The following is a 23,063-nucleotide window of genomic DNA, read 5'->3' on the forward strand; positions in this document are numbered from 1 at the left end:
CGCCGCATAGACTGAACGGATAAGGGAACTTGTGGCAACCATCAAAGACGTAGCCCGGCTGGCGGGTGTGGGACTGGGCACCGCTTCGCGCGTCATCAGCGGCAAGGGCTCGGTGTCGCAGTCGACGCAGGACAAGGTGCGCAAGGCGATCGAGGAGCTGGAGTTCCGGCCGTCGCACGCGGCGCGCTCGCTGTTGTCCGGCTCGTCGCAGATGATCGGCGTGTACATCCCTTACCTGGCCGGCACGTTCTATACGCCGATTCTGCAAGCGATTTACACAGCTTTACGTGAGGCGGGACTGAATATGGTGGTGGCCTTCGGCGTCGGCGACGGCGATGCGCGCAACCAGGCGATCGATGGCTTGAACTTCTTGATCGAGCGTGGCAGCGACGGCCTGATCGTCATGAGCACGGCGATGGAGGCGGAGGACTTTGCGGCGCTGGGGCCGTTCCAGTCGCGGGTGGTGGCGATCAACCAGGACTTGCCGGGCATGGAGAGCCAGTGTTTCACGGTGGACCACGAGGCCGGCGGACGGCTGGCGGCGCGCACCTTGCTGGAACTGGGCCACCGCAAGATCGCCGTGATCGCGGGCCGCGCGGCGGCGCCCGACAACCAGCAGCGTATCGCCGGTTTCATGGCGGAGCTCGATGCGGTGGGTGTCGACAGCAGCAAGGTGTGGATGGCCGACGGCGAGTTCACCCCGGAAGGCGGCTTTGCCCGCGCCGAGGAGTTGCTGGCGTCGGGTACGGAGTTCACGGCGGTGTTTTGCGCCAATGATGAAATGGCGGTGGGCGCCTTGTCCCTGTTCCAGAAGAAGGGCGTGCGCGTGCCGGAGCAGGTGTCGGTACTCAGCTACGATGATACGCACAGCGCGGAATTTACCGCGCCGCAGCTGACCAGCGTGCACATTCCGTGGAGCGAGATGACCATGAATGGTCTGAACTTTCTGCTGAACCGCTGCTATGAGTTGAAGCGTCCCGTGACGCGCGAATACCAGCTGCATGTCGCCGAGCGGGCGTCGCTGGCGGCGGTGGCCGGTAAAACGAAGTAAAAACAAGGAGCAGGCGCTGGTCGCATGCTCTTTTTTTGCAGTATATTGGAAACGATTCCATCAACGGAGGCAGCATGCCTGTAAAACGATTGTTCAGCGTTGCCGCAACAGCGGCGCTTCTGCTCGCCGGCGCGGCCCACGCGCAGACGGCGGCCTTGCCCATGCTGCACACGGAGGGCGCCAAGTGGCTGACCGCCGACGGCAAGCAGCCGGCGCTGCGCGGCGTCAATCTGGGCAATTACCTGATCCAGGAGTTCTGGATGATGGGGCAGGAGACCAAGGCCGTCGACGACCAGTGCAAGCTGGAGGCGGTGCTCGACCAGCGCTTCGGCTACGAGGAGCGCCAGCGCCTGTACACGCTGTACCGCGACAACTGGATCAAGCAGCGCGACTGGGACATGCTGCCCAAGTTGAATCTGAACCTGGTGCGCCTGCCGTTCATCTACAGCGTGGTGGAGGACGAGAAGAATCCGCGCCACCTGCGCGCCGACGCCTGGAAGTACCTGGACAACGCCGTCGACCAGGCCGAGAAGCGCGGCGTGTATGTCATCTTCGACCTGCACGGCGCCGTCGGCAGCCAGGGCTGGGAACATCACAGCGGCTGCGCCGGCCGGAACAAATACTGGGACACGCCGGAATACCAGGAGCGCACCATCTGGCTGTGGCAGCAGATCGCCGCGCGCTACAAGGATCGCGGCGCGGTGGCCGGCTACAGCATCCTGAATGAACCGTGGGGCACCACGCCGGAGAACCTGGCGGTGGTCATGGGCACGCTGTACAAGGCGATCCGCGAGGTCGACCCGAACCACGTCATCATCCTGCCTGGCCACAGCAAGGGCATCGACGCCTACGGCAAGCCGTCCGAGCACGGCATGAGCAATGTCGCCTTCGAGATGCATCCGTATCCGGGCCACTTCGGCTGGGGCAAGCCGGGACTGGCCGTGCACAAGGACTGGCTGCAATGCACGGGCGAAGGTGACAACGTTTGCAAATGGAAGACCAGGCTCGATGCGCTGGACACCGCCTTCTTCGTCGGCGAGTTCCAGCCGTGGGCCTTCATGGGCGCAGAGAATGGCGGCCAGGTCACGCGCGTCACCTACGACACCTACGTCGCCAACGGCTGGGCCAGCACCGCGTGGGCCTACAAGCTGGTGACCAACAAGGGCGGCCAGGGCAAGGGCACCTGGGGCCTGGTCACTAACGCGCCCGGCGCCAGAATTCCCAAACTCGATTTCAACCAGGCCTCGCTTGCCGAGATTGAAAACCTTTTCCGCCTGTTTGGCAGCGTGCCGTATCAACCGCAGCAAACCGCCATCAAGTGGATGAACGCTCCTGTTCCACCTACTCCTTTCGCTAAAAAATAATATGACCATGATTAAGCGTACCGACTTCGCCAGCGACTTCCTGTGGGGCGTCTCCACCTCGGCTTACCAGATTGAGGGCGCGGCCGATGTCGATGGCCGCGTGCCGTCGATCTGGGATACCTTCAGCGCCACGCCGGGCAAGATCCGCGACGGCTCCACCGGCGCCGTGGCCTGCGACCACTACCACCGCTGGGAGGAGGATCTGGACCTGGCCCAGTCCATGGGCCTGAATTCCTACCGCTTCTCGATCGCCTGGACGCGCATTTTCAACGGCGTCGATGCGGAGCCGAATCCGAAGGGCCTTGAGTTCTATTCCAAGCTGGTGGACGGCATGCTGGCGCGCGGCCTGCAACCATGGTGCACGCTGTATCACTGGGACTTGCCGCAGTACCTAGAAGACCAGGGCGGCTGGAACAACCGCGCCACCATCGACGCTTATCTGCAATACGTGGACGTCATCACCAAACTGCTGGGCGGCCGCGTCAAACACTGGATCACGCACAACGAGCCATGGTGCACCGCCATGCACGGCAACTGGGACGGCATGCACGCGCCAGGCAACAAGAGCCTGCCGCTGGCGCTGCAGATCTGCCACAACGTGCTGGTGTCGCACGGCCGCGCCGTGCCGCTGATCCGCGCCAATGTGCCGGACGCGCAGATCGGCATCGCATTGAGCCTGCATCCGATCAAGGCCGGCAGCGACAGCGCGGCCGACCAGGCGGCGGTGTCGCGCCACGACGCGCTGCGCAACCGCTGGTTCCTCGACGTGCTGTATGGCCGCGGCTATCCGGCCGAAGCGCTGGCGCTGGTGGGCAAGGATGCGCCCGTGGTGGAACAGGGCGACATGGAAGCCATCGCCGCGCCGTGCGATTTCCTCGGCGTGAACTACTACTTCCCGGAAGTGGTGGTCGACGCGCCGGACGAGTATCCGCTGCGCACCCGCATCATCCATCCGCAGGACCGCCAGCGCACCGACTTCGGTTGGGAAGTGTCGCCGGAAGGCCTGGTCACGCTGCTGGAACGCGTGGCGCGCGACTATCCGACCGGCGATCTGTACGTGACCGAAAACGGCTCGTCCTACGACGACCATATCGGCGAGGACGGCGCGGTGACCGACACCGCGCGCCGGGACTACCTGATCCGCCACCTGGCCGCGATGCGCGACGCCATCGCCGCCGGCGGCAAGATCAAGGGCTATTTCGCCTGGAGCCTGCTGGACAACTTCGAATGGGCGGAAGGCTATCTGCGCCGCTTCGGCCTGACCTACATCGACTACCCGACGCAGCGCCGCATCGTCAAGCAAAGCGGCCAGTGGTACAGCGCCTTCGTGCGCGGCCAGAACTCATAATCACAACGGAGACAATACGTAATGAAGACCACGACCAATCACATCCTGCGCCGCGCCGTGCTGGCCGCCACCTTGGCCTTGGGAGCCAACGTCATCGCCGCGCCGGCCGCCAAGCCGCTGGCCGACTGGCCGCACATCACCAGCGCCGTCAAGCAGGACAAGGCGATGGAAGCGCGCATCAAGCAGATCGTGGCGGGCATGACGCTGGCGCAGAAGATCGGCCAGATGACGCAACCTGAAATCAAATTCAGCACGCCGGAAGACATCCGCAAATACTACATCGGCTCCGTGCTGAACGGCGGCGGCAGCTGGCCGGACGGGAACAAGCACGCCAGCGCGGTCGACTGGGTCAAGCTGGCCGACGCCTACTACGACGCCTCGATGAGCACCGACATGAAGGTGCAGATCCCGGTCATCTGGGGCATCGACGCCATGCACGGCAACTCGAATATGTACGGCGCCACGCTGTTCCCGCACAACATCGGCCTGGGCGCCGCCAACGATCCGAAGCTGGTCGGCGAGATGGCCAAGTCGGTTGCCAAGGCGGTGCGCGCCACCGGCATCGACTGGGTGTTCGCGCCGACGCTGGCCGTGGTGCGCGACGACCGCTGGGGACGCACCTACGAGAGCTTCTCGGAAGATCCGGCCATCGTCAAATCGTATGCCGGCGTCTACGTCAAGGGCCTGCAGGGCGATCTGAAATCCGACAACACCGTGGTGGCCACCGCCAAGCACTTCGTCGGCGACGGCGGCACGGCGGAAGGCAAGGACCGTGGCGTCAACCAGTCCACCATGTCGGAGATGATCAACATCCACGCGCAGGGCTACTACCCGGCGCTGCAGGCCGGCGTGCAGACCGTGATGGCGTCCTTCAACAGCTGGAACGACGTCAAGGGCGGCACCGACCACGGCAAGATGCACGGCAGCCGTGAACTGCTGACCGTGGCGCTGAAAGAGAAGATGGGCTTCGACGGCCTGGTGGTCAGCGACTGGAACGCGATCACCGAAGTGCCGGGTTGCGCGGAAGACAGCTGCGCCGCCTCGATCAACGCCGGCGTCGATATGGTGATGGTGCCGGAGAAGTGGAAGACCTTCATCGCCAACACCATCGCGCAAGTGGAGAAGGGCGAGATTCCGATGTCGCGCATCGACGATGCCGTGACCCGCATCCTGCGCGTGAAACTGCGCGCCGGCCTGTTCGACAACAAGAAGCCGTCGCAGAACATCTACGCCGGCAAGCAGGAAGTGTTGCAGGACCGCGCGCTGGCGCGCCAGGCGGTGCGCGAGTCGCTGGTGCTGCTGAAGAATAACGGCGGCGTGCTGCCACTGGCGCGCGGCAAGAAGATCCTGGTGGTCGGCAAGAGCGCCGACAACATGGCCAACCAGTCCGGCGGCTGGTCGCTGACCTGGCAGGGCACCGACAACAAGAATAGCGATTATCCATACAGCGACACCATCCTGGCAGGCATCAAGGACGCCGCCGGCGACGCCAACGTCACCTTCAGCGAAAACGCGGCCGACGTCGATGTCAGCAAGTTCGACGCGGTGATCGCCGTGATCGGCGAGACGCCATATGCCGAGGGCGATGGCGACATCGGCCCTGCCGGCACGCTGCGCCTGTCGGGCCGCCATCCGGAGGACCTGGCGGTGCTGCAGGCGGTATCGGGCAAGGGCAAGCCGGTGGTGACGCTGCTGGTCACCGGCCGTCCGCTGTACACCAACGACATCATCAACCTGTCGGACAGCGTGGTGGCCGCATGGCTGCCGGGCACCGAGGGCAAGGGCGTGTCCGATGTGCTGTTCCGCAAGGCCAACGGCAAGGTGAATGCGGACTTCCGCGGCAAGCTGTCGTTCTCGTGGCCGAAGTCGGCCTGCCAGTCGCCGCTGAACGTGGGCGACGCCAACTACGATCCGCTGTTCAAATACGGTTACGGCCTGAATTACCGCAGCAAGGCCGCCGTGCCGGCGCTGGACACCAGCTATCCGGAAGGCGGCTGCGGCAAATCGCTGGCGGTGCCGGTGTACAATCCGACCGACCGTTCGACCTACGCCTTGTACGTCAACAGCGGCGGCCAGCGTGTGGCGCCGGGCGCGGACCTGAACGCCGTGTTCAATCTGCCTACCGTCAAAGTGGAAACCGCGCAGATCAACACCCAGCAGGATGCCAAGCGTCTGACCTGGAGCGGCCCGGCCAAGCTGGAAGCGCAGGCGAAGAAGGCGGTCAAGCTGCCTGCGTATGCAAGTACCGACGGCGCGCTGCAATTTGATGCTATCGTGTCGGCTGCGCCGCAGGGCAAAGTCCTGATCGGCATCGAAACGGTGGAGCTGGATGCGGCTTCTGTCTTCCAGCAACTGGCGGGCAAGGGCAAGCAGACGGTGAAGATTCCGCTGTCCTGCTTCGCCGCCAAGGGCTTGCCGCTGGCGGCGTTCAGCACGCCGTTCAGCGTGTCCGCCGATGCGCCGTTTGCCGCGACGTTCGCCAACATCCAGATCGTTGGCGGCGCCGCCAAGGACAAGGATGCGCTGGCGTGCGGCGACTTCAAATAAAACGAGGAGAAAGTAAAAGTATGGAACACTATTCGCAAACTGCCCCGGCGGCATCCGGGCAGTCGCAGGCGGCTGGAAGTTATACCGGGCCGCTGGTCATCGTCACCATCCTGTTCTTCATGTGGGGTCTGCTGACGTCCCTGAACGACGTGCTGATTCCTCACCTGAAGGCGGTGTACACGCTGACCTATGTGCAGGCGATGCTGGTGCAGTTCTGCTTCTTCGGCGCGTACTTCATCGTGTCGCTGCCGGCGGGTATCCTGATCAAGAAAATCGGCTACCAGAACGGCGCTGTCGCCGGCCTGACGATTGCGGCCGCCGGCTGCGCGCTGTTCTATCCAGCGGCGACCAGCGGCTACACGCTGTTCCTGATCGCCTTCTTCGTGCTGGCGGGCGGCATCACCATCCTGCAGGTGGCGGCCAATCCTTACGTGGCGGTGCTGGGCGATGCGCGTACAGCGTCCAGCCGCCTGACGCTGACCCAGGCCTTCAATTCGCTGGGCACCACCGTGGCGCCGTTCCTGGGCGGGATGCTGATCCTGGCCGGCGGCGTGATGAGCGCGGCCGACCTGGCGCAACTGGGCCCGGACCAGCTGAAAGCCTACAACGCGGCGCAGGCATCGAGCGTGCAGGGGCCTTACCTGGCGCTGGCCGGCGCGCTGCTGGTGCTGGCGATTCTGTTCTCGCTGGCGCGTCTGCCCAAGATTGTCGATGCGGAGCCGGAACCTGGCGCCGACGAAGGCGGTCTGCTGGATGTGCTCAAGCACCGTCACCTGGCGCTGGGCGCGGTGGCGATCTTCCTGTACGTGGGCGGTGAAGTCAGCATCGGCAGCTTCCTGATCAACTTCCTCGGCGAGCCGCACGTGGCGGGTCTGTCGGCGGCGGATGCGGCGCACTACGTCGGCTACTACTGGTTCGGCGCGATGATCGGCCGCTTCGTCGGCTTCGTCGTGATGCAGAAGGTCAGCCCTGGCAAGGCGCTGGCGTTCAATGCGTCGGTGGTGATCCTGCTGGTGCTGACGGCGATCTTCAGCCATGGCGATGTGGCCAAGTGGTCGATCGTTGCGGTGGGCCTGTTCAACTCCATCATGTTCCCGACCATCTTCTCGATGGCGCTGAACAAACTGGGTCCGCTGACCGGCCAGGGTTCGGGCGTGCTGTGCATGGCGATCGTGGGCGGCGCGCTGGTGCCGTTTGCGCAAGGCCTGCTGGCCGATACCATCAGCCTGCAACTGTCGTTCTTCGTGCCGGCCGCGTGCTATCTGTTCATCCTGTACTTCGGCGTGAAGTACGCCAATATGTACACGACAAAGTAAGCGTCCCTTCCCTGAAAAAGCTCCGTTCGCGGAGCTTTTTTTGTTCTGTGGCGTTGCCTTTTAGGTAATGGCTTCTAATCCCGGCTTTTTTGATCTAACGTACGGAACGGCGGTGCGCGACGGCCTAGACTCCCTGCATACATACCATTGCGAGGAGTCCCATGAATCATCCTGTTAAAGCGTATCTGGTCGGCGGCGGCATCGGTTCGCTGGCGGCGGCGGCCTTCATGATCCGCGACGGCGGCGTGGCCGGCGGCGACATCACCATATTCGAAGCGATGCCACTGGCCGGCGGCAGCCTCGATGGCGGCGGCAATCCGGACAGCGGCTACACGCTGCGCGGCGGCCGCATGCTCACCACCGACAATTACGAGTGCACCTGGGATCTGTTCAAGAGCATCCCGTCGCTGGAACATCCGGGCCGCACGGTGTACGAAGAAACCATCGCCTTCAATGAACTGCACAAGTCGCATTCGCGCGCGCGGCTGGTGGACCGCAACCGCTTCAAGGTCGATGTGACGTCGATGGGCTTCTCCATGCTGGACCGCATCGAGCTGGTGAAGCTGGAGGAGGCGGACGAGAAAGACCTGGGCGACAGCGCCATCACCGACTGGCTGTCGCCGGAATTCTTCGAGACCAAATTCTGGTACATGTGGGCGACCACGTTTGCGTTCCAGCCGTGGCATAGCGCGGTGGAATTCAAGCGCTACCTGCGCCGATTCATGATGGAGTTCTCGCGGATTGAAACGCTGGCCGGCGTCAAGCGAACCGTGTACAACCAGTACGATTCGCTGGTGCGTCCTTTGCAGCACTGGTTGCAGCAGCAGGGCGTGCAGGTGGTCTTCGATTGCAGGGTTGATGATCTGACGTTGAGCGAGGATGCGTCCACCGTCACCGCCATCCACTGCGTGCGCGAGGGAGCGGCGCAGGTGATCGCCGTACGGCCGCAGGATCTGGTGTTCTTCCAGAATGGTTCGATGACCGATGCATCCAGTTTCGGCAGCATGCACGGCGCGCCGCCCAGGCTGGACAAGCGCGACAGCCAGGGCTGGGCCTTGTGGGAAAAGCTGGCGCAGGGCCGGCCGCAGTTCGGCAATCCGGCGGCGTTCAATAGCAGCATTCCGGAGTCGTGGTGGGAGTCGTTCACCGTGACGCTGAAGGACACGGCGTTCTTCGACCGCATGGAGCGCTTCACCGGCAACGTGGCCGGCACCGGCGGGCTGGTGACGTTCAAGGACTCCAACTGGTTCATGTCGGTGGTGCTGGCGCATCAGCCGCACTTTGCCGGGCAGCCGGAGGGCGTGCAGGTGTTCTGGGGCTACGGCCTGCATCCTGACCGCGTCGGCAATTTTGTCGCCAAGCCGATGGCCGAATGCACGGGCGAGGAGATCCTGCGCGAGTTGTGCGGGCATCTGAATTTCGACTACGAAGAAGTCATGTCGAACGCGAATTGCATCCCGTGCCGCATGCCTTACATCACCAGCATGTTCATGCCGCGCCAGCACAGCGACCGTCCGTTGCCGGTGCCGGCAGGCTCGCGCAACCTGGCGTTTGTCAGCCAGTTTGTCGAGGTGCCGGAGGATGTGGTGTTTACCGTCGAATACTCGGTTCGCGCGGCGCAGATGGCGGTCTACCAGTTGCTGAACGTGCAGCGCGAAGTGCCGCCCGTCACTGCGCATGATGAGTCGCTGAAAGTGAAATTCGACGCGGTGCTGAAGGCCTTCAAATAATCACGATAATCACGCCAATACGCCCATGAGCTTTTGCATGGGCGTCAGCGGAATGATGGCGTCCGGCTCGTCGATTTCCAGCACCACATCGTTGTAGGCGACTGCGCGCAGCGGCTCCACTTCGGTAGTGTCGGAAAGCCTTGCTTCATCGAGCAACTGCTGTAACGCAGGCGTATCCAGCGTGTTGAGCTTCGCGAGCAGTGCGCCGTATTTCCGCACATCGGCCTCGTTGGCGGCGATGCGCTCTGCCGGCCGCACGGCAATTTGGGCTTGCTTTGCGGTGGATCAGGATGGGGAGGCGGCGCCGTCGGCGGGTGGCCGACGGCGCGGGGAGGCGCGCTTACAGGAAGCGGTCGATGATTTTCTTGCTGTGCTTGTCCAGTTCGCGCAGGTCGCGGATCAGATAGTGGATGCCGTGGATGTCGGAGATCAGCAGCGTGTCGATGGTCAGGCGGCGGATGTCTTCTTCGCCGCGCAGCACGAACTCGGTGTCGCCGCGATCGGTCGCCACATTCCACGTGCACGGCGTGGCGAAGCTGGTCACGCTGTTGATGCGCGAAATCTCCGGCATGAATTCACGCCCGCTCAACTCCTCGCTCACCAGCGCGCCGATGGCCGGCGGCAGGTCGGCGATGCGGTCGATCCACGCCACCTCCTTGCCGTCGCCGTTGAGCAGCGAGATGCCGTCCTCCGGCGCCTGCACCGGAAACGCGCGCACCGGCGAAACGCCTTCGTGCACCACGCCTTCGGTGGTGGTCAGCACCAGGCGGCCGAAGGGATTGCGGATCAGTTCAAATGTCGTCGTCATGGTTCTTATTCCTTGCTCGCGCTGTCGTCGAGGTCCGTGTCCACATTGCGGGCCTGCGCCTGGTACAGGCGGTAGTAGGCGCCTTCGCGCGCCATCAGTTCATCGTGCGGACCGTCTTCCACCACCACGCCGCGATCCAGCACCACCAGGCGGTCGGCCTTCTGCAAGGTCGACAGGCGGTGGGCGATGGCGATGGTGGTACGGCCTTGCACCAGGTTGTCCAGCGCGCGCTGGATTTCTTTTTCGGTTTCGGAGTCGACCGAGGCGGTGGCTTCGTCGAGGATCAGGATCTTCGGATCGATCAGCAGCGCGCGTGCGATCGAGATGCGCTGGCGCTCGCCGCCGGACAGGCCCTGGCCGCGCTCACCGACCATCGAGTCGTAGCCCTGCGGCAGGCGCAGGATGAATTCGTGCGCATGCGCGGCGCGGGCGGCGGCGATGATCTGCGCGCGCGTCGCATCCGGTTTGCCGTAAGCCAGATTCTCGGCAATGGTGCCGAAGAACAGGAACGGCTCCTGCAGCACCAGGCCGATGTTGCGGCGATAGTCCGACACCGCGAACGAGCGGATGTCTACGCCATCGAGCATGATCGCGCCTTCGGCCACGTCGTAGAAGCGGCAGATCAGATTGACCAGCGTCGACTTGCCGGAGCCCGAGTGGCCCACCAGCCCCACCATCTGGCCGGCCTTGATCTCCAGGTCGATGCCGCGATTGACCGCGCGGTTCCCGTAACGGAAGCCCACTTCGCGCAAGGTGATGTTGCCCTCGACCTTTTCCAGCTTGACCGGATTGACCGGCTCCGGCACCGACGACACGTGATCGAGAATGTCGAAGATACGCTTGGCGGCCGACGCCGATTTCTGCGTCACCGACACGATGCGGCTCATCGAATCCAGGCGGCCGTAGAAACGGCTGGCGTAGGCCACGAACGACGACAGTACACCCACCGTGATATTACCCTTGGAGACCTGGTAGATGCCGAACACCCAGATCACCAGTAACCCCAGCTCCGTCAGGAACGACACGGTAGGCGAGAACAGCGACCACACCTTGTTCAACTTGTCGTTGACGGCCAGATTGTGCTTGTTCGCGGTGCGGAAGCGGTTGGCTTCCCGCGCTTCCTGCGCAAAGGCCTTCACCACGCGGATGCCGGGAATGGTATCGGCCAGCACGTTGGTCACTTCGCCCCACACGCGGTCGATCTTTTCGAAGCCGGTGCGCAGGCGGTCGCGCACCAGGTGGATCATCCAGGCGATGAACGGCAGCGGCGCCAAGGTGCAGATGGCCAGCCACGGATCGAGATTGAACAGGATCACGCCGGTCATGATGATCATCAGGCAGTCGGACAGGAAGTCCAGCAGGTGCAGCGACAGGAACACGCAGATGCGGTCGCTCTCCGAGCCGATGCGCGACATCAGATCGCCGGTGCGCTTGCCGCTGAAGTATTCCAGCGACAGCTGCAGCAAATGTTCATAAGTGGTGGTGCGCAGGTCCGCGCCGATGCGCTCCGACGCCAGCGCCAGCACGTAGGTCTTGCCCCAGCCGAAAATCCACGCCAGGATCGAGGCGCCGACCAGGCCGGTCATGTACAGCACCACTAGCATCGGATCGACCGCCTTGCCGTTCTGGTATGGAATCAGCACATTGTCCATCAGCGGAATGGTCAGGTAGGGCGGAATCAGGTGCGCGCCGGTGGACAGCAGCATGAAGGTGAAGCCGAGCGCCAGCTGCCATTTGTACGGCTTGGCGAAGCGCCACAGGCGGAACAGCGTCCAGGTCGACGGCGGCGTATAGACCACCTTGGTGCAGACCGGGCATTCTTCCTGTTCCGGGTCCATCGGCGCCTTGCAGCTCGGGCAGACGTTTTTGTCGTCGACCACCACCGGCTCGCCGCTGGCGTGGCTGTCGAGGTGGGCGTCGAACTGCTCGACCAGGCGGATCGCCGCCAGATTCTGGCCCAGCGTGAAGCGCCAGGCGCCCAGGCGGCCTTGTTGATTGATTAACTCCAGGTGGCCGACGCCGGCGTGGTCGTGGTGTTTCAGCGTCAGGTCGGGCGCAAACCACCACGATTGCCAGTCGGTCGCGCCCGGCGCGCGGGCCAGAACCCGGCCGGTTGTCACCAGCACTACACCCTTGGAAAAACGAAGTTGCTGATCCAGGTCAACCTCCAAGGCACTTACAACGTTTTCCCCTTGGGAAAGTTGTGCCTGTATCTCAGAACGCCAGCGTTCAGGCAGATCACCCGTACTGGAGTGAGTGGAAAGTTGTTCGGTCGTCATCGTGCGGCGTACTCCGGAGGGGAAAAGGCTGATATTACGGATTATTTACGGTATTCTGTCAGTGATTAAACATTTGACAGAGAACAATAAAATATAAGTTTTTGCTCTGACGGCAAGTATACCGTACAGCAGCGGGGCAAGGGTACAGGGTTTACAATACGGCGCGGGCTGGCTCAGCCGATAACAAAGTTACAAGAATCAATACATGACTAAGAAGAAAGACATTGAAGTTCTCCGCGTCACGCATTTGCGCGGACCCAACATCTGGACCTATCGCCCGGTCATCGAGGCGTGGCTGGATATCGGCGAGCTGGAGAACTTTCCATCGAATTTGTTGCCCGGATTGTATGAACGCCTGACAACCATCCTGCCAGGTCTGATCGTGCACCGCTGCGGCGTGGGCGAGCACGGCGGTTTCCTGGAGCGCCTGCGCGACGGCACCTATGCCGGCCACATCCTGGAACACGTGGTCCTGGAACTGCAAAACCTGGCCGGCATGAAAACCGGTTTCGGCAAAACCCGCGAAATCGGCGAGAACACCGGCCTGTACAAGATGGCCTTCCGCACCCGCCAGGAAGAAGTCGGCCGCGCCGCGCTGGCCGCCGGCCGCGACCTGCTGATGGCGATGATCGAAGACCGTCCATACGACCTGGCCGCCACTGTCGCCAGCCTGACCGATCTGGTCGAGAGCCTGTGCCTCGGCCCGAGCACCGGCAACATCGTCGACGCCGCCGGCGTGCGCAAGATTCCCTTCATCCGCCTGACCGACGGCAACCTGGTGCAGCTGGGCCATGGCGCCGCGCAGCGCCGCATCTGGACCGCTGAAACCGAACAGACCTCGGCCATCGCCGAAGGCATCGCCAGCGACAAGGATCTGACCAAGACGCTGATCTCGTCCTGCGGCGTGCCGGTGCCGGAAGGCCAGCTGGTCACCAGCGCCGCCGAAGCATGGGAAGCGGCCGAGGACATCGGCCTGCCGGTCGTGCTGAAGCCATACGACGGCAACCATGGCCGCGGCGTCTCGCTCAACCTGTCCACCGAAGCCGATGTCGCCGCCGCCTATGAGCTGGCGGCCAGGGAAGGCGACAGCAGCAGCGTGATCGTCGAGCGCTTCATCGTCGGCGACGAACACCGCCTGCTGGTGGTGGGCCGCCGCGTGGTGGCCGCCGCCGCCGGCGAATCGCTGTGGGTCACCGGCGATGGCAAGTCCAGCATACTGGAACTGTGCAACACCCAGATCAACACCGATCCGCGCCGTGGCGACACCGAAGACTTCCCGCTGGGCCTGGTCACGCCGGACACCTCGGGCGAGATCGTGCTGGAACTGCAGCGCCAGAACCTGACCCACGCTTCCGTGCCGGCTGAAGGCCAGAAAGTGCTGATCCAGCCGAACGGCAATGTGTCGATCGACGTCACCGACACGGTGCACCCGCAAGTGGCCGCGATGGCATCGCTGGCGGCACGCGTGGTCGGCCTGGACATCGCCGGCATCGACCTGGTGTGCTCCGACATTTCGCGTCCGCTGGAAGAGCAGGGCGGCGCCATCATCGAAGTCAACGCCAGCCCTGGCTTGCTGGCGCATTTGAAGCCGGCCGAAGGCGAGCCGCGCAACGTCGGCGAAGCGATCGTCGACCACCTGTTCGGCGAAGCCACCGGCCGCATGCCGATCGTCGGCATCACCGGCAAGCATGGCACGACGATGACCGCGCGCCTGGTCGCCTGGCTGCTGCAAATCAGCGGCAAGAAAACCGGCCTGACCTGCGCCGACGGCCTGTTCGTCAATGGCCGCCTGCTGCCGCGCGACGGCTTCAGCGACTGGGAAACCGGCGAGCGCCTGCTGCTCAACAAGAACGTCGAAGCCGGCGTGTTTGAAAACGACGCCCGCATGATCCTGTCCGAAGGCCTGGCCTACGACAAGTGCACGGTCGGCGTGGTGACCGATGTCAGCGGCTTTGAAGCGCTGAGCGAGTTCCACATCGACAGCGAGAACAAGCTGTATAACGTGCTGCGCACCCAGGTCGACGTGGTGCTGCCAAGCGGCGCCGCTGTGCTCAACGCCGCCGATCCGCAAGTGGTGGAGATGGCCGACCTGTGCGACGGCGAAGTGATTTTCTATGGCGTGGACGAGCATCTGGCCGCCATCGCCGCGCACCGCCAGGACGGCAAGCGCGTGGTGTTCGAACGCAAGGACGGCGCCCGCAACAACATCGTCATGGCGATCGGCCACGAAGAAGTGGGCACGCTGCCGCTGTCGCCGCTGGTGCCGCCGGAAGCCGTGCTGGCCGCGATTGCCGCCGGCTGGGCGCTGGGCCTGACGCCTGACCTGATCGGCGCCGGCCTGCGTACCTGGGAAGCGTCGCCGAAACGCGTTCACCACTGATACATCATTGAGAGAATAAAAAGAGTTATGGAAGTCATACGCACCCGCGCCCTTCGCGGCCCGAATCTTTGGAGCCACCACACCGCGGTGGAAGTCATCGTCTCGTGCCCGCCGGAAGAGCAATCGATCGCGACGCTGCCGAACTTCGAGCAGCGCCTGCATGCGCGCTTCCCTGCCGTCGGCGCCCTGCATCCAACCGGCACCTCGGACGCCGTGCCGCTGGCGCGCGTGCTGGAAGTGGCGGCACTGAGCCTGCAGGCGCAAGCCGGCTGCCCGGTCACCTTCAGCCGCACCCACGCCACGCTGGAAGAGGGCATCTACCAGACCGTGGTTGAATACACCGAGGAAGCTGTCGGCCGCCGCGCCGTGGAACTGGCCGAGGCGCTGATCGTCTCCGTGCTGGCCGATACCGCCTTCGACCTGGAAGCGGCGCTGACCGAACTGCGCGACCTGGACGAAGACGTGCGCCTGGGCCCAAGCACCGGCGCCATCGTCAACGCCGCCGTGGTGCGCGACATTCCGTTCCGCCGCCTGACCGAAGGTTCGATGGTGATGTTCGGCTGGGGTTCGAAACAGCGTCGCATCCAGGCCGCTGAAATGGACACCACCGGCGCCATCGGCGAGACCATCGCCCAGGACAAGGAACTGACCAAGAAGCTGCTGCACGCGGCTGGCGTACCGGTGCCTATCGGCCGTTCGGTGGAAGATGAAGCCGACGCCTGGAAGGCCGCGCAGGAAATCGGCCTGCCGGTCGTGGTGAAACCAAAGGACGGCAATCAGGGCAAGGGCGTCACGGTCAACATCATGACCAAGGAACACCTGGAAGCGGCCTTCCGCACCGCCAAGGAGTTCCGCGACGACGTCATGGTCGAACGCTATCTGCCGGGCCACGATTACCGTTTGCTCGTCATCGGCAACAAGCTGATCGCAGCCGCGCGCCGCGATCCGCCGCTGGTGATCGGCGACGGCACGCACACCGTGCGTGAGCTGGTCGACATCGTCAACGCCGATCCGCGCCGCGGCTCGGGCCATTCGACCTCGCTGACCAAGATCCGTTTCGACGACATCGCCATTGCGCGCCTGGCGCTACAGGACCTGAACGCGGACTCGGTGCCGGCCAAGGGCCAGCGCGTCATCCTGCGCAACAACGCCAACCTGTCGACCGGCGGCACCGCCACCGACGTCACCGACGACGTGCATCCGGAAGTGGCGGCGCGCGCGGTGGAAGCGGCGCAAATGATCGGCCTCGATCTGTGCGGCGTGGACGTCGTCTGCGACAACGTGCTGGAGCCGATTGAAAATCAACGCGGCGGCGTGGTGGAAGTGAACGCCGCGCCGGGCCTGCGCATGCACATCGCGCCATCGTTCGGCAAAGGCCGCGCGGTGGGCGAAGCCATCGTCAACACCATGTTTGCGCCGGGCGAGAACGGCCGCATTCCGGTGGTCGCGGTGACCGGCACCAACGGCAAGACCACCACCGTGCGCCTGATCGCGCACCTGCTGACCGCCAGCGGCCTGCGCACCGGCATGACCAATACCGACGGCGTCTACATCGAAGGCCGCCAGACCGACAGCGGCGACTGCAGCGGTCCGCGCAGCGCGCGCAACGTGCTGCTGCATCCTGACGTGGACGCGGCGGTGTTTGAAACCGCGCGCGGCGGCATCCTGCGCGAAGGCCTGGCCTTCGACCGCTGCCAGGTCGCCGTGGTGACCAACATCGGCATGGGCGACCACCTGGGCCTGAACTACATCACCACCGTGGAAGACCTGGCGGTGCTGAAGCGCGTGATCGTGCAGAACGTGTCCGAGAGCGGCTATGCGGTGCTGAACGCGGTCGATCCTATCGTCGCCGGCATGGCGCAGAACTGCCGCGGCAAGGTGATCTTCTTCGGCGCCGACCGTTCGCATCCTGTCATCGCCACGCACCTGGCGCAGGGCAGCCGCACCGTGTACGTGGAAGATGGCCACATCGTCGCGGCCGAAGGCCGTGAGCAGAACCGCATTCCGTTGTCGGCCGTGCCGATCACCCGCAATGGCGCCATCGGCTTCCAGGTCGAGAACGTGATGGCGTCGGTGGCGGCGGCATGGGGCGTGGGCATCAGCTGGGACGCGATCCGCCTGGGCCTGAAAACCTTCGCCAACGATTCCGACAATGCGCCGGGCCGCTTCAACGTGTTCGACTACAAGGGCGCGACGCTGATCGCCGACTATGGCCACAACCCGGACGCCATCCTGGCGCTGGTGAAGGCGGTGGAGACCATGCCGGCCAAGCGCCGCGTGGTGGTGATCTCGGGCGCCGGCGACCGCCGCGACCAGGACATCACGCAGCAGACCGAAATCCTTGGTCGCGCGTTTGACGATGTGCTGCTGTACGAAGACGCTTGCCAGCGTGGCCGGGTGGACGGCGAAGTGGTGGCGCTGCTGCGCTCCGGCCTGTCCGGCGCGCCGCGTACCTCGCACATTGAAGAGATCTACGGCGAGTTCAAGGCCATCGACACCGCCTTGGCGCGCCTGCAGGAAGGCGACCTTTGCCTGATCCTGATCGACCAGGTGGAAGACGCGCTGGCCCACATCGCCAAGCGCATCAAGGAAGCTTGATCGCGGGGTTGACGCGGCCTGGGCTGTAAAAGCTCGCGGCACCACGCCAACCCGCACACCGCTGCGGCCAGGGTCTGACCCCGCATGGGGTCAGACCCTTTCGTTTGGGGTGAAAGGATGCATGGCGGAGCGACGCCGCAGACTGATCACCGGTCTTACCCCGCATTGCGAATATCTATCGAAGCTATAGATATTTATAGTTTTTATTTATGGATTATCCTCGTTAGAATAGCCTCACGCTATCAACAACGAGGAGCCATAGTATGAGCCAGCCACCCATCACCACCGCGTCCGGCATTCCTGTCGCCGACAATCACAACTCCATCACCGCCGGCCCGCGCGGCCCGGTGCTGCTGCAGGACTTCCACCTGATCGAGAAGCTGCAGCACTTCAACCGTGAACGCATTCCTGAGCGCGTGGTGCACGCCAAAGGCTCGGGCGCTTATGGCACCTTCACCGTCACCCACGACATCACCAAATTCACCAAGGCCAAGCTGTTCAGCGAAGTCGGCAAGCAGACCGAGACCTTCCTGCGCTTCTCCACCGTCGGCGGCGAAAAAGGCAGCGCCGATACCGAGCGCGATCCACGCGGCTTCGCCGTGCGCTTCTACACCGAAGAAGGCAACTGGGATCTGGTCGGTAACAACACGCCGGTGTTCTTCCTCAAGGACGGCATCAAGTTCCCGGACTTCATCCACACGCAGAAACGCGATCCGCAGACCAACCTGAAATCGCCGACCATGATGTTCGACTTCTGGAGCAAGACGCCGGAAAGCCTGCACCAGGTCACCACGCTGTTCTCCAGCCGCGGCACGCCGGACGGCTACCGCCACATGCACGGCTTCGGCAGCCACACCTACAGCCTGATTAACGTCGACGGCGAACGTGTCTACGTCAAGTGGCACTTCCTGACGCAGCAGGGCATCAAGAACCTGTCCGCCGATGAAGCCGTGCGCATCGCCGGCACCGATCCGGACTACTCGCAGCGCGATCTGTTCAACGCCATCGCCGGCGGCGACTTCCCGCGCTGGGACGTCAAGGTGCAAGTCGCCACCGAGGCCGAACTGGCCGCATGGGAAGCGCGCACCGGCTGGAATCCGTTCGACCTGACCAAGGTCTGGCCGCACAAGGACTTCCCGTTCCTGCCGGTCGGCGTGCTGGAACTGAACCGCAATCCGGTCAACTATCACGCGGAAGTGGAGCAGGCCGCGCTGTCGCCATCGCACGTGGTGCCGGGCCTGGGCTACTCGCCGGACAAGATGCTGCAGGCGCGCCTGTTCGCCTACCACGACGCGCAGCTGTACCGCGTCGGCACCAACCACCAGCACCTGCCGGTGAACGCGCCACGCTGCCCGGTCCACAACCAGCAGCGCGACGGCGGCATGGCCATCGCCAACGGCGGCGCGGCGCAGAACTACCAGCCGGTCGACGCCAACGGCAGCAATCCGCAAGGCCTGGGCAATGGCGAACCGGCGCTGGCGCTGCAAGGCGCGGCGGCCCGCTACGACGCACGCGGCACCGAGGACGATTACACGCAAGCCGGTGATCTGTTCCGCCTGATGCCTGCCGATGAACAGCAAAACCTGTTCAACAACCTTGCCGGTCCGTTGAGCCAGGTCAGCGCCGAGATCGTCGCGCGCCAGCTGGGGCACTTCGACCAGGCGGATCCGGCCTACGGCGCAGGCGTGCGCGCGGCATTGAAGGCGCGCGGCGTGAACGTGGCATGAGTGTGACGTAAATGGCTTACAATCTCCACGTTGCAGTGCATCGTGGAGATCGTTTTGAAACGCAAGCCCGATAGTTTGCCTTCCTCCGCCTTGCCGGGCCAGGTTGTCCTGGTCCTGCAGGGCGGCGGCGCGTTAGGCGCCTACCAGCTCGGTGTGTACCAGGCCATGCATGAAGCCGGCATCGAGCCGGACTGGGTGATCGGCACGTCCATCGGCGCCATCAACGGCGCCATCATCGCCGGCAATCCGCCGCAGCAGCGGCTCGACCGGCTGCGCGAATTCTGGCACCGCATGGAGCGCAATTCCTTCGGCTTCTCCACCATGCCGCGCGCCATCGCCAACGCCATCACGGTGGGGCAGGGCATTCCCGCTTTCTTCGAACCAAACCTGTCGTCGTGGTGGAACCCGGAGGCGCGGGTGGGCGTCGAGCATGCGTCCTTTTACCAGACCACGCCGTTGCGCAGCACGCTCGAGGCGCTGGTCGATTTCGACTATCTCAATCAGCAGCAGATGCGGCTGACCGTCGGCGCGGTGAATGCGCGCAGCGGCGCCATGCGTTACTTCGACAGCAGCAGGGAGCAACTGGGCGTCGAGCATGTGATGGCGTCCGGCGCGCTGCCGCCGGCCTTTCCGGCCGTGCGCATCGATGGCCAGCCTTACTGGGACGGTGGCATTTATTCCAACACGCCGATCGAGGCGGTGCTCGACGATGAGCCGCGCCGCAGTTCGGTGATCTTCTCGGTGCAGGTGTGGAACCCGGACGGCAGCGAGCCGGAAAGCGTGCTTGATGTGCTGGACAAGCACAAGGAGATCCAGTACGCCAGCCGCGCCAGCAACATCGAGCAGCAGCGCCGCCTGCACCGGCTGCGCCATGTGATCCGCGAAATGAGCAAGCACCTGTCGGCCAAGGAAGCCGCCTCGCCCGAGGTGCGCGAGCTGGCCTCGTGGGGCTGCGGCACCGACATGCACGTGGTGTCGCTGCGCGCGCCGCGCATCGGCAACGAGGACCACACCAAGGACATCGACTTCAGCGCGGCCGGCATCCGCGCCCGCTGGCAGGCCGGCTACGACGACACCCGGCGCTTCATCGCGCTGCGGCCGTGGGACGCGCCGATCGATCCGATCGAGGGCATCGCGATCCACGAGCTGCCGGGCGCATCCGCGTCATGAAAAAAGCGAATGGAAAGTGGGAATTTAATTCATAAGTTGACGGTTTTCCTGATTCTATACTGAAACAAAAGAATGAGGAGAACCACCATGTATGAAGATCGCATCCGCCGCCCGGCACTGATGACCAAACTGATGAGCGCCGACCAGGCCGCCCTGTTATTCAAGAACGGCATGACCGTCGGCATGAGCGGCTTTACCCGCGCCGGCGACGCCAAGGCCTTGCCGGCCGCACTGGTGGAGCGCGCGCGCCAGGGCGCGCCGCTGCAACTGACCCTGCTGACCGGCGCTTCGCTAGGCAACGAGAGCGACGGCCTGATGGCCAACGCCGGCGTGGTCGCGCGCCGCATGCCGTTCCAGGCCGATGCCGCGCTGCGCCGCAAGATCAATTCCGGCGAGGTGATGTTCATCGACCAGCATTTGTCGGAGACCGCCGAGCAGCTGCGCTCCGGCGACCTGAAGCGCGTCGATATCGCCGTCATCGAAGCGGTGGCGATCACCGCCGACGGCGGCATCATTCCCACCATGTCGGTCGGGAACAGCGCCAGTTTCGTGCAGCAGGCCGACAAGGTGATCGTCGAGATCAACCTCAGCGCGCCGCTGGCGCTGGAAGGCTTCCACGACATCTATGTGCCGGCCGCCCGCCCGCACCGCGAACCGATTCCGCTGCTGACGCCATCGCAGCGCATCGGCCAGCCGACCATCCGCCTGCATCCGGACCGCATCGCCGCCATCGTCATCACCGACAGCCCGGACAGCCCGTCCAACGCGCTGCCGCCGGACGCCGAGACCGACGCCATCGCGCGCCACGTCATCACCTTCCTGGAAGGCGAAGTGAAGGCGGGGCGCATGGACACGTCGCTGCTGCCGCTGCAGGCCGGCATCGGCACCATCGCCAACGCGGTGCTGCATGGACTGGTCGATTCGCCATTCCGCAACATGACCATGTTCTCCGAAGTGCTGCAGGACAGCGCGATCGAGCTGCTCGATTCCGGCCACCTGGCGATGGCCTCGGCATCGTCGATCACGCTGTCGGCGGCCATGCACCAGAAATTCCTCGACAATATCGAGCAGTACCGCGAACGCATCGTGCTGCGGCCACAGGAGATCAGCAACCATCCGGAGATCGTGCGCCGCCTCGGCATCATCGCGCTGAACACGGCGCTGGAGTTCGACATCTACGGCAACGTCAATTCGACCCACGTCGGCGGCACGCACATGATGAACGGCATCGGCGGCTCGGGCGACTTCGCGCGCAACGGCCAGCTGTCGGTCTTCGTCAGCAAGTCGGTGGCCAAGGACGGCGCGATTTCCAGCGTGGTGCCGTTCGCGGCCCACGTCGACCACACCGAGCACGATGTCGATGTGCTGGTGACGGAATGGGGACTGGCCGACCTGCGCGGCCTGGCGCCGCGCGAACGCGCGCCGCGCATCATCGAAAACTGCGCCCACCCGGACTACCGCCCGCAGCTGCGCGCCTATTTCGAGGAAGCGCTGCAGGGCGGCGGCCAGACCCCGCACGTGCTGGAAAAGGCCTTGTCGTGGCACGCCCGCTATCAACGCGAAGGGAGCATGCTGGTAAAATAATGGTCATTCGCGTTCACTTAGTATTGGATCAACATGACCATTAAAATCAGCCAGAACTTCGATTCGGGCGCCATTGAAGTGCTGCGCGCCGACAGCGCAGCGACCATCGAACTGAATCTGCGCAAGGATTCGCACGCCGACATTCATCAATGGTTCCACTTCCGCGTGCAGGGAGCGCGCGGCCAGAAGCTGACCATGCGCTTCCTGAACGCCGGCCAGGCCACCTACGCCAAGGGGTACGAGAACTACCAGGCGGTGGCCAGCTACGACAGCGAGAACTGGTTCCGCGTGCCGACCCGTTTCGATGGCGCGGTCATGACGATCGACCATACGCCGGATACCGACAGCATCTACTACGCCTACTTCGAGCCGTATTCGTTCGAGCGCCATCTGCGCCTGCTGGGCGAAGTGGGCGAGCATCCGCTGGCCCGCGTGCATGACCTGGGCAGCACGGTCGATGGCCGCGACATGAACGTGGTCGTCATCGGCAAGCCGGAAGCGGAAAAGAAAATCTGGTTCATCGCGCGCCAGCACCCGGGCGAGTCGATGGCCGAGTGGTTCATCGAAGGCCTGATCGATTCGCTGCTAGACGACGCCAATCCGATCGCCCGCAAGCTGCTGCAGCGCTGCGTGTTCTACATCGTGCCGAACATGAACCCGGACGGCTCGGTGCGCGGCAACCTGCGCACCAACGCGGCCGGCGCCAACCTGAATCGCGAGTGGATGACGCCTTCGGTCGAGCGCAGCCCGGAAGTGCTGTACGTGAAGCAGAAGATGCACGAAACCGGCATCGACATGTTCTTCGACATTCACGGCGACGAGGCGCTGCCGTACAACTTCGTGGCCGGCAACGAGATGCTGGAGAACTTCAGCGACGAGCGCCGCGCCAAGCAGCAGGCCTTCATCGACCGCTACAAGAACGCCTCGCCGGACTTCCAGGACAAGGTGGGCTACGCGGCCAGCAAGTACAAGGAAGACATGCTGACGCTGGCCTCCAAGTACGTCGGCCACCACTTCGGCTGCCTGGCGTTGACGCTGGAAATGCCGTTCAAGGACAATGCCGATCTGCCGGATCCTCACGTGGGCTGGAATGGTGCGCGCAGCGCCGCCCTGGGCGCGGCGATTCTGCAGCCTATCCTGCTGTCGCTGAACGATTACTGA

Annotated in this window: 15 protein-coding genes; 12 read left to right on the forward strand and 3 right to left on the reverse strand. The window is 64.1% G+C overall.

Annotated features, from left to right (window positions below):
- Positions 1-31 precede the first annotated feature (31 nt).
- The 6 genes from GJ695_RS06210 to GJ695_RS06235 all read left to right on the forward strand — a co-directional run bounded on the left by GJ695_RS06210 (position 32) and on the right by GJ695_RS06235 (position 9,356).
- Positions 32-1,051: a LacI family DNA-binding transcriptional regulator gene (locus GJ695_RS06210; protein ID WP_166455058.1), complete on the forward strand. Its 1,020-nt coding sequence runs from the start codon at positions 32-34 to the stop codon at positions 1,049-1,051.
- A 74-nt stretch (positions 1,052-1,125) separates the two neighbouring features.
- Positions 1,126-2,415, forward strand: a complete 1,290-nt coding sequence (locus GJ695_RS06215; RefSeq protein ID WP_154362994.1) for a glycoside hydrolase family 5 protein — start codon at positions 1,126-1,128, stop codon at positions 2,413-2,415.
- Between the two features lie 7 nt (positions 2,416-2,422).
- A complete protein-coding gene (locus GJ695_RS06220; protein ID WP_229260341.1) occupies positions 2,423-3,763 on the forward strand; it encodes a GH1 family beta-glucosidase in 1,341 nt (446 codons plus the stop codon).
- Positions 3,764-3,784: 21 nt separating this feature from the next.
- Entirely contained in the window at positions 3,785-6,310 is a 2,526-nt protein-coding gene (locus GJ695_RS06225) for a glycoside hydrolase family 3 protein (protein ID WP_154362997.1), read from the forward strand.
- 20 nt (positions 6,311-6,330) lie between these two features.
- A complete protein-coding gene (locus GJ695_RS06230; RefSeq protein WP_154362999.1) occupies positions 6,331-7,626 on the forward strand; it encodes a sugar MFS transporter in 1,296 nt (431 codons plus the stop codon).
- Between the two features lie 161 nt (positions 7,627-7,787).
- Positions 7,788-9,356, forward strand: coding sequence for an oleate hydratase (locus tag GJ695_RS06235; RefSeq protein WP_154363001.1), 1,569 nt, complete (start codon positions 7,788-7,790; stop codon positions 9,354-9,356).
- A gap of 9 nt (positions 9,357-9,365) precedes the next feature.
- Here GJ695_RS06235 and GJ695_RS06240 read toward each other — a convergent pair whose 3' ends face one another.
- From GJ695_RS06240 to GJ695_RS06250, 3 genes are all read right to left on the reverse strand, one after another.
- Positions 9,366-9,614 carry a hypothetical protein gene (locus GJ695_RS06240; RefSeq protein ID WP_154363002.1) on the reverse strand — a complete coding sequence of 83 codons (249 nt, stop codon included), beginning with the start codon at positions 9,612-9,614 and terminating at the stop codon, positions 9,366-9,368.
- An 82-nt stretch (positions 9,615-9,696) separates the two neighbouring features.
- On the reverse strand, positions 9,697-10,164 hold the full coding sequence (locus GJ695_RS06245; RefSeq protein WP_154363004.1) for a cyanophycin metabolism-associated DUF1854 family protein: 468 nt from the start codon (positions 10,162-10,164) through the stop codon (positions 9,697-9,699).
- Positions 10,165-10,169: 5 nt separating this feature from the next.
- On the reverse strand, positions 10,170-12,443 hold the full coding sequence (locus GJ695_RS06250) for a cyanophycin metabolism-associated ABC transporter (RefSeq protein ID WP_154363006.1): 2,274 nt from the start codon (positions 12,441-12,443) through the stop codon (positions 10,170-10,172).
- A gap of 205 nt (positions 12,444-12,648) precedes the next feature.
- Here GJ695_RS06250 and GJ695_RS06255 point away from each other — a divergent pair, with 205 nt between their 5' ends.
- The 6 genes from GJ695_RS06255 to GJ695_RS06280 all read left to right on the forward strand — a co-directional run bounded on the left by GJ695_RS06255 (position 12,649) and on the right by GJ695_RS06280 (position 23,063).
- The gene (locus tag GJ695_RS06255) at positions 12,649-14,823 is read left to right on the forward strand and encodes a cyanophycin synthetase (RefSeq protein ID WP_154363007.1); all 2,175 of its coding nucleotides are present in this window, start codon (positions 12,649-12,651) and stop codon (positions 14,821-14,823) included.
- 27 nt (positions 14,824-14,850) lie between these two features.
- The gene (cphA, locus tag GJ695_RS06260; protein WP_154363010.1) at positions 14,851-17,421 is read left to right on the forward strand and encodes a cyanophycin synthetase; all 2,571 of its coding nucleotides are present in this window, start codon (positions 14,851-14,853) and stop codon (positions 17,419-17,421) included.
- A 263-nt stretch (positions 17,422-17,684) separates the two neighbouring features.
- A complete protein-coding gene (locus tag GJ695_RS06265) occupies positions 17,685-19,148 on the forward strand; it encodes a catalase (protein WP_154363012.1) in 1,464 nt (487 codons plus the stop codon).
- Positions 19,149-19,202: 54 nt separating this feature from the next.
- Positions 19,203-20,318, forward strand: a complete 1,116-nt coding sequence (locus GJ695_RS06270) for a patatin-like phospholipase family protein (RefSeq protein WP_229260342.1) — start codon at positions 19,203-19,205, stop codon at positions 20,316-20,318.
- 87 nt (positions 20,319-20,405) lie between these two features.
- Entirely contained in the window at positions 20,406-21,902 is a 1,497-nt protein-coding gene (gene scpC / locus GJ695_RS06275) for a succinyl-CoA:acetate CoA-transferase ScpC (RefSeq protein WP_154363014.1), read from the forward strand.
- 33 nt (positions 21,903-21,935) lie between these two features.
- On the forward strand, positions 21,936-23,063 hold the full coding sequence (locus GJ695_RS06280; RefSeq protein WP_154359094.1) for a M14 family metallopeptidase: 1,128 nt from the start codon (positions 21,936-21,938) through the stop codon (positions 23,061-23,063).

The organism is Duganella alba (genome assembly GCF_009674495.1).
Classification (GTDB): domain Bacteria; phylum Pseudomonadota; class Gammaproteobacteria; order Burkholderiales; family Burkholderiaceae_D; genus Rugamonas; species Rugamonas alba.

Bases quoted from the DNA above. Each gene is read 5' to 3' on its own strand.
- scpC (WP_154363014.1), top strand. From the start codon at position 20,406: ATGTATGAAGATCGCATCCGCCGCCCGGCACTGATGACCAAACTGATG.
- GJ695_RS06280 (WP_154359094.1), top strand. From the start codon at position 21,936: ATGACCATTAAAATCAGCCAGAACTTCGATTCGGGCGCCATTGAAGTG.
- GJ695_RS06245 (WP_154363004.1), bottom strand. From the start codon at position 10,164: ATGACGACGACATTTGAACTGATCCGCAATCCCTTCGGCCGCCTGGTG.
- GJ695_RS06235 (WP_154363001.1), top strand. From the start codon at position 7,788: ATGAATCATCCTGTTAAAGCGTATCTGGTCGGCGGCGGCATCGGTTCG.
- GJ695_RS06220 (WP_229260341.1), top strand. From the start codon at position 2,423: ATGATTAAGCGTACCGACTTCGCCAGCGACTTCCTGTGGGGCGTCTCC.
- GJ695_RS06230 (WP_154362999.1), top strand. From the start codon at position 6,331: ATGGAACACTATTCGCAAACTGCCCCGGCGGCATCCGGGCAGTCGCAG.
- GJ695_RS06215 (WP_154362994.1), top strand. From the start codon at position 1,126: ATGCCTGTAAAACGATTGTTCAGCGTTGCCGCAACAGCGGCGCTTCTG.
- cphA (WP_154363010.1), top strand. From the start codon at position 14,851: ATGGAAGTCATACGCACCCGCGCCCTTCGCGGCCCGAATCTTTGGAGC.
- GJ695_RS06250 (WP_154363006.1), bottom strand. From the start codon at position 12,443: ATGACGACCGAACAACTTTCCACTCACTCCAGTACGGGTGATCTGCCT.
- GJ695_RS06225 (WP_154362997.1), top strand. From the start codon at position 3,785: ATGAAGACCACGACCAATCACATCCTGCGCCGCGCCGTGCTGGCCGCC.
- GJ695_RS06255 (WP_154363007.1), top strand. From the start codon at position 12,649: ATGACTAAGAAGAAAGACATTGAAGTTCTCCGCGTCACGCATTTGCGC.
- GJ695_RS06265 (WP_154363012.1), top strand. From the start codon at position 17,685: ATGAGCCAGCCACCCATCACCACCGCGTCCGGCATTCCTGTCGCCGAC.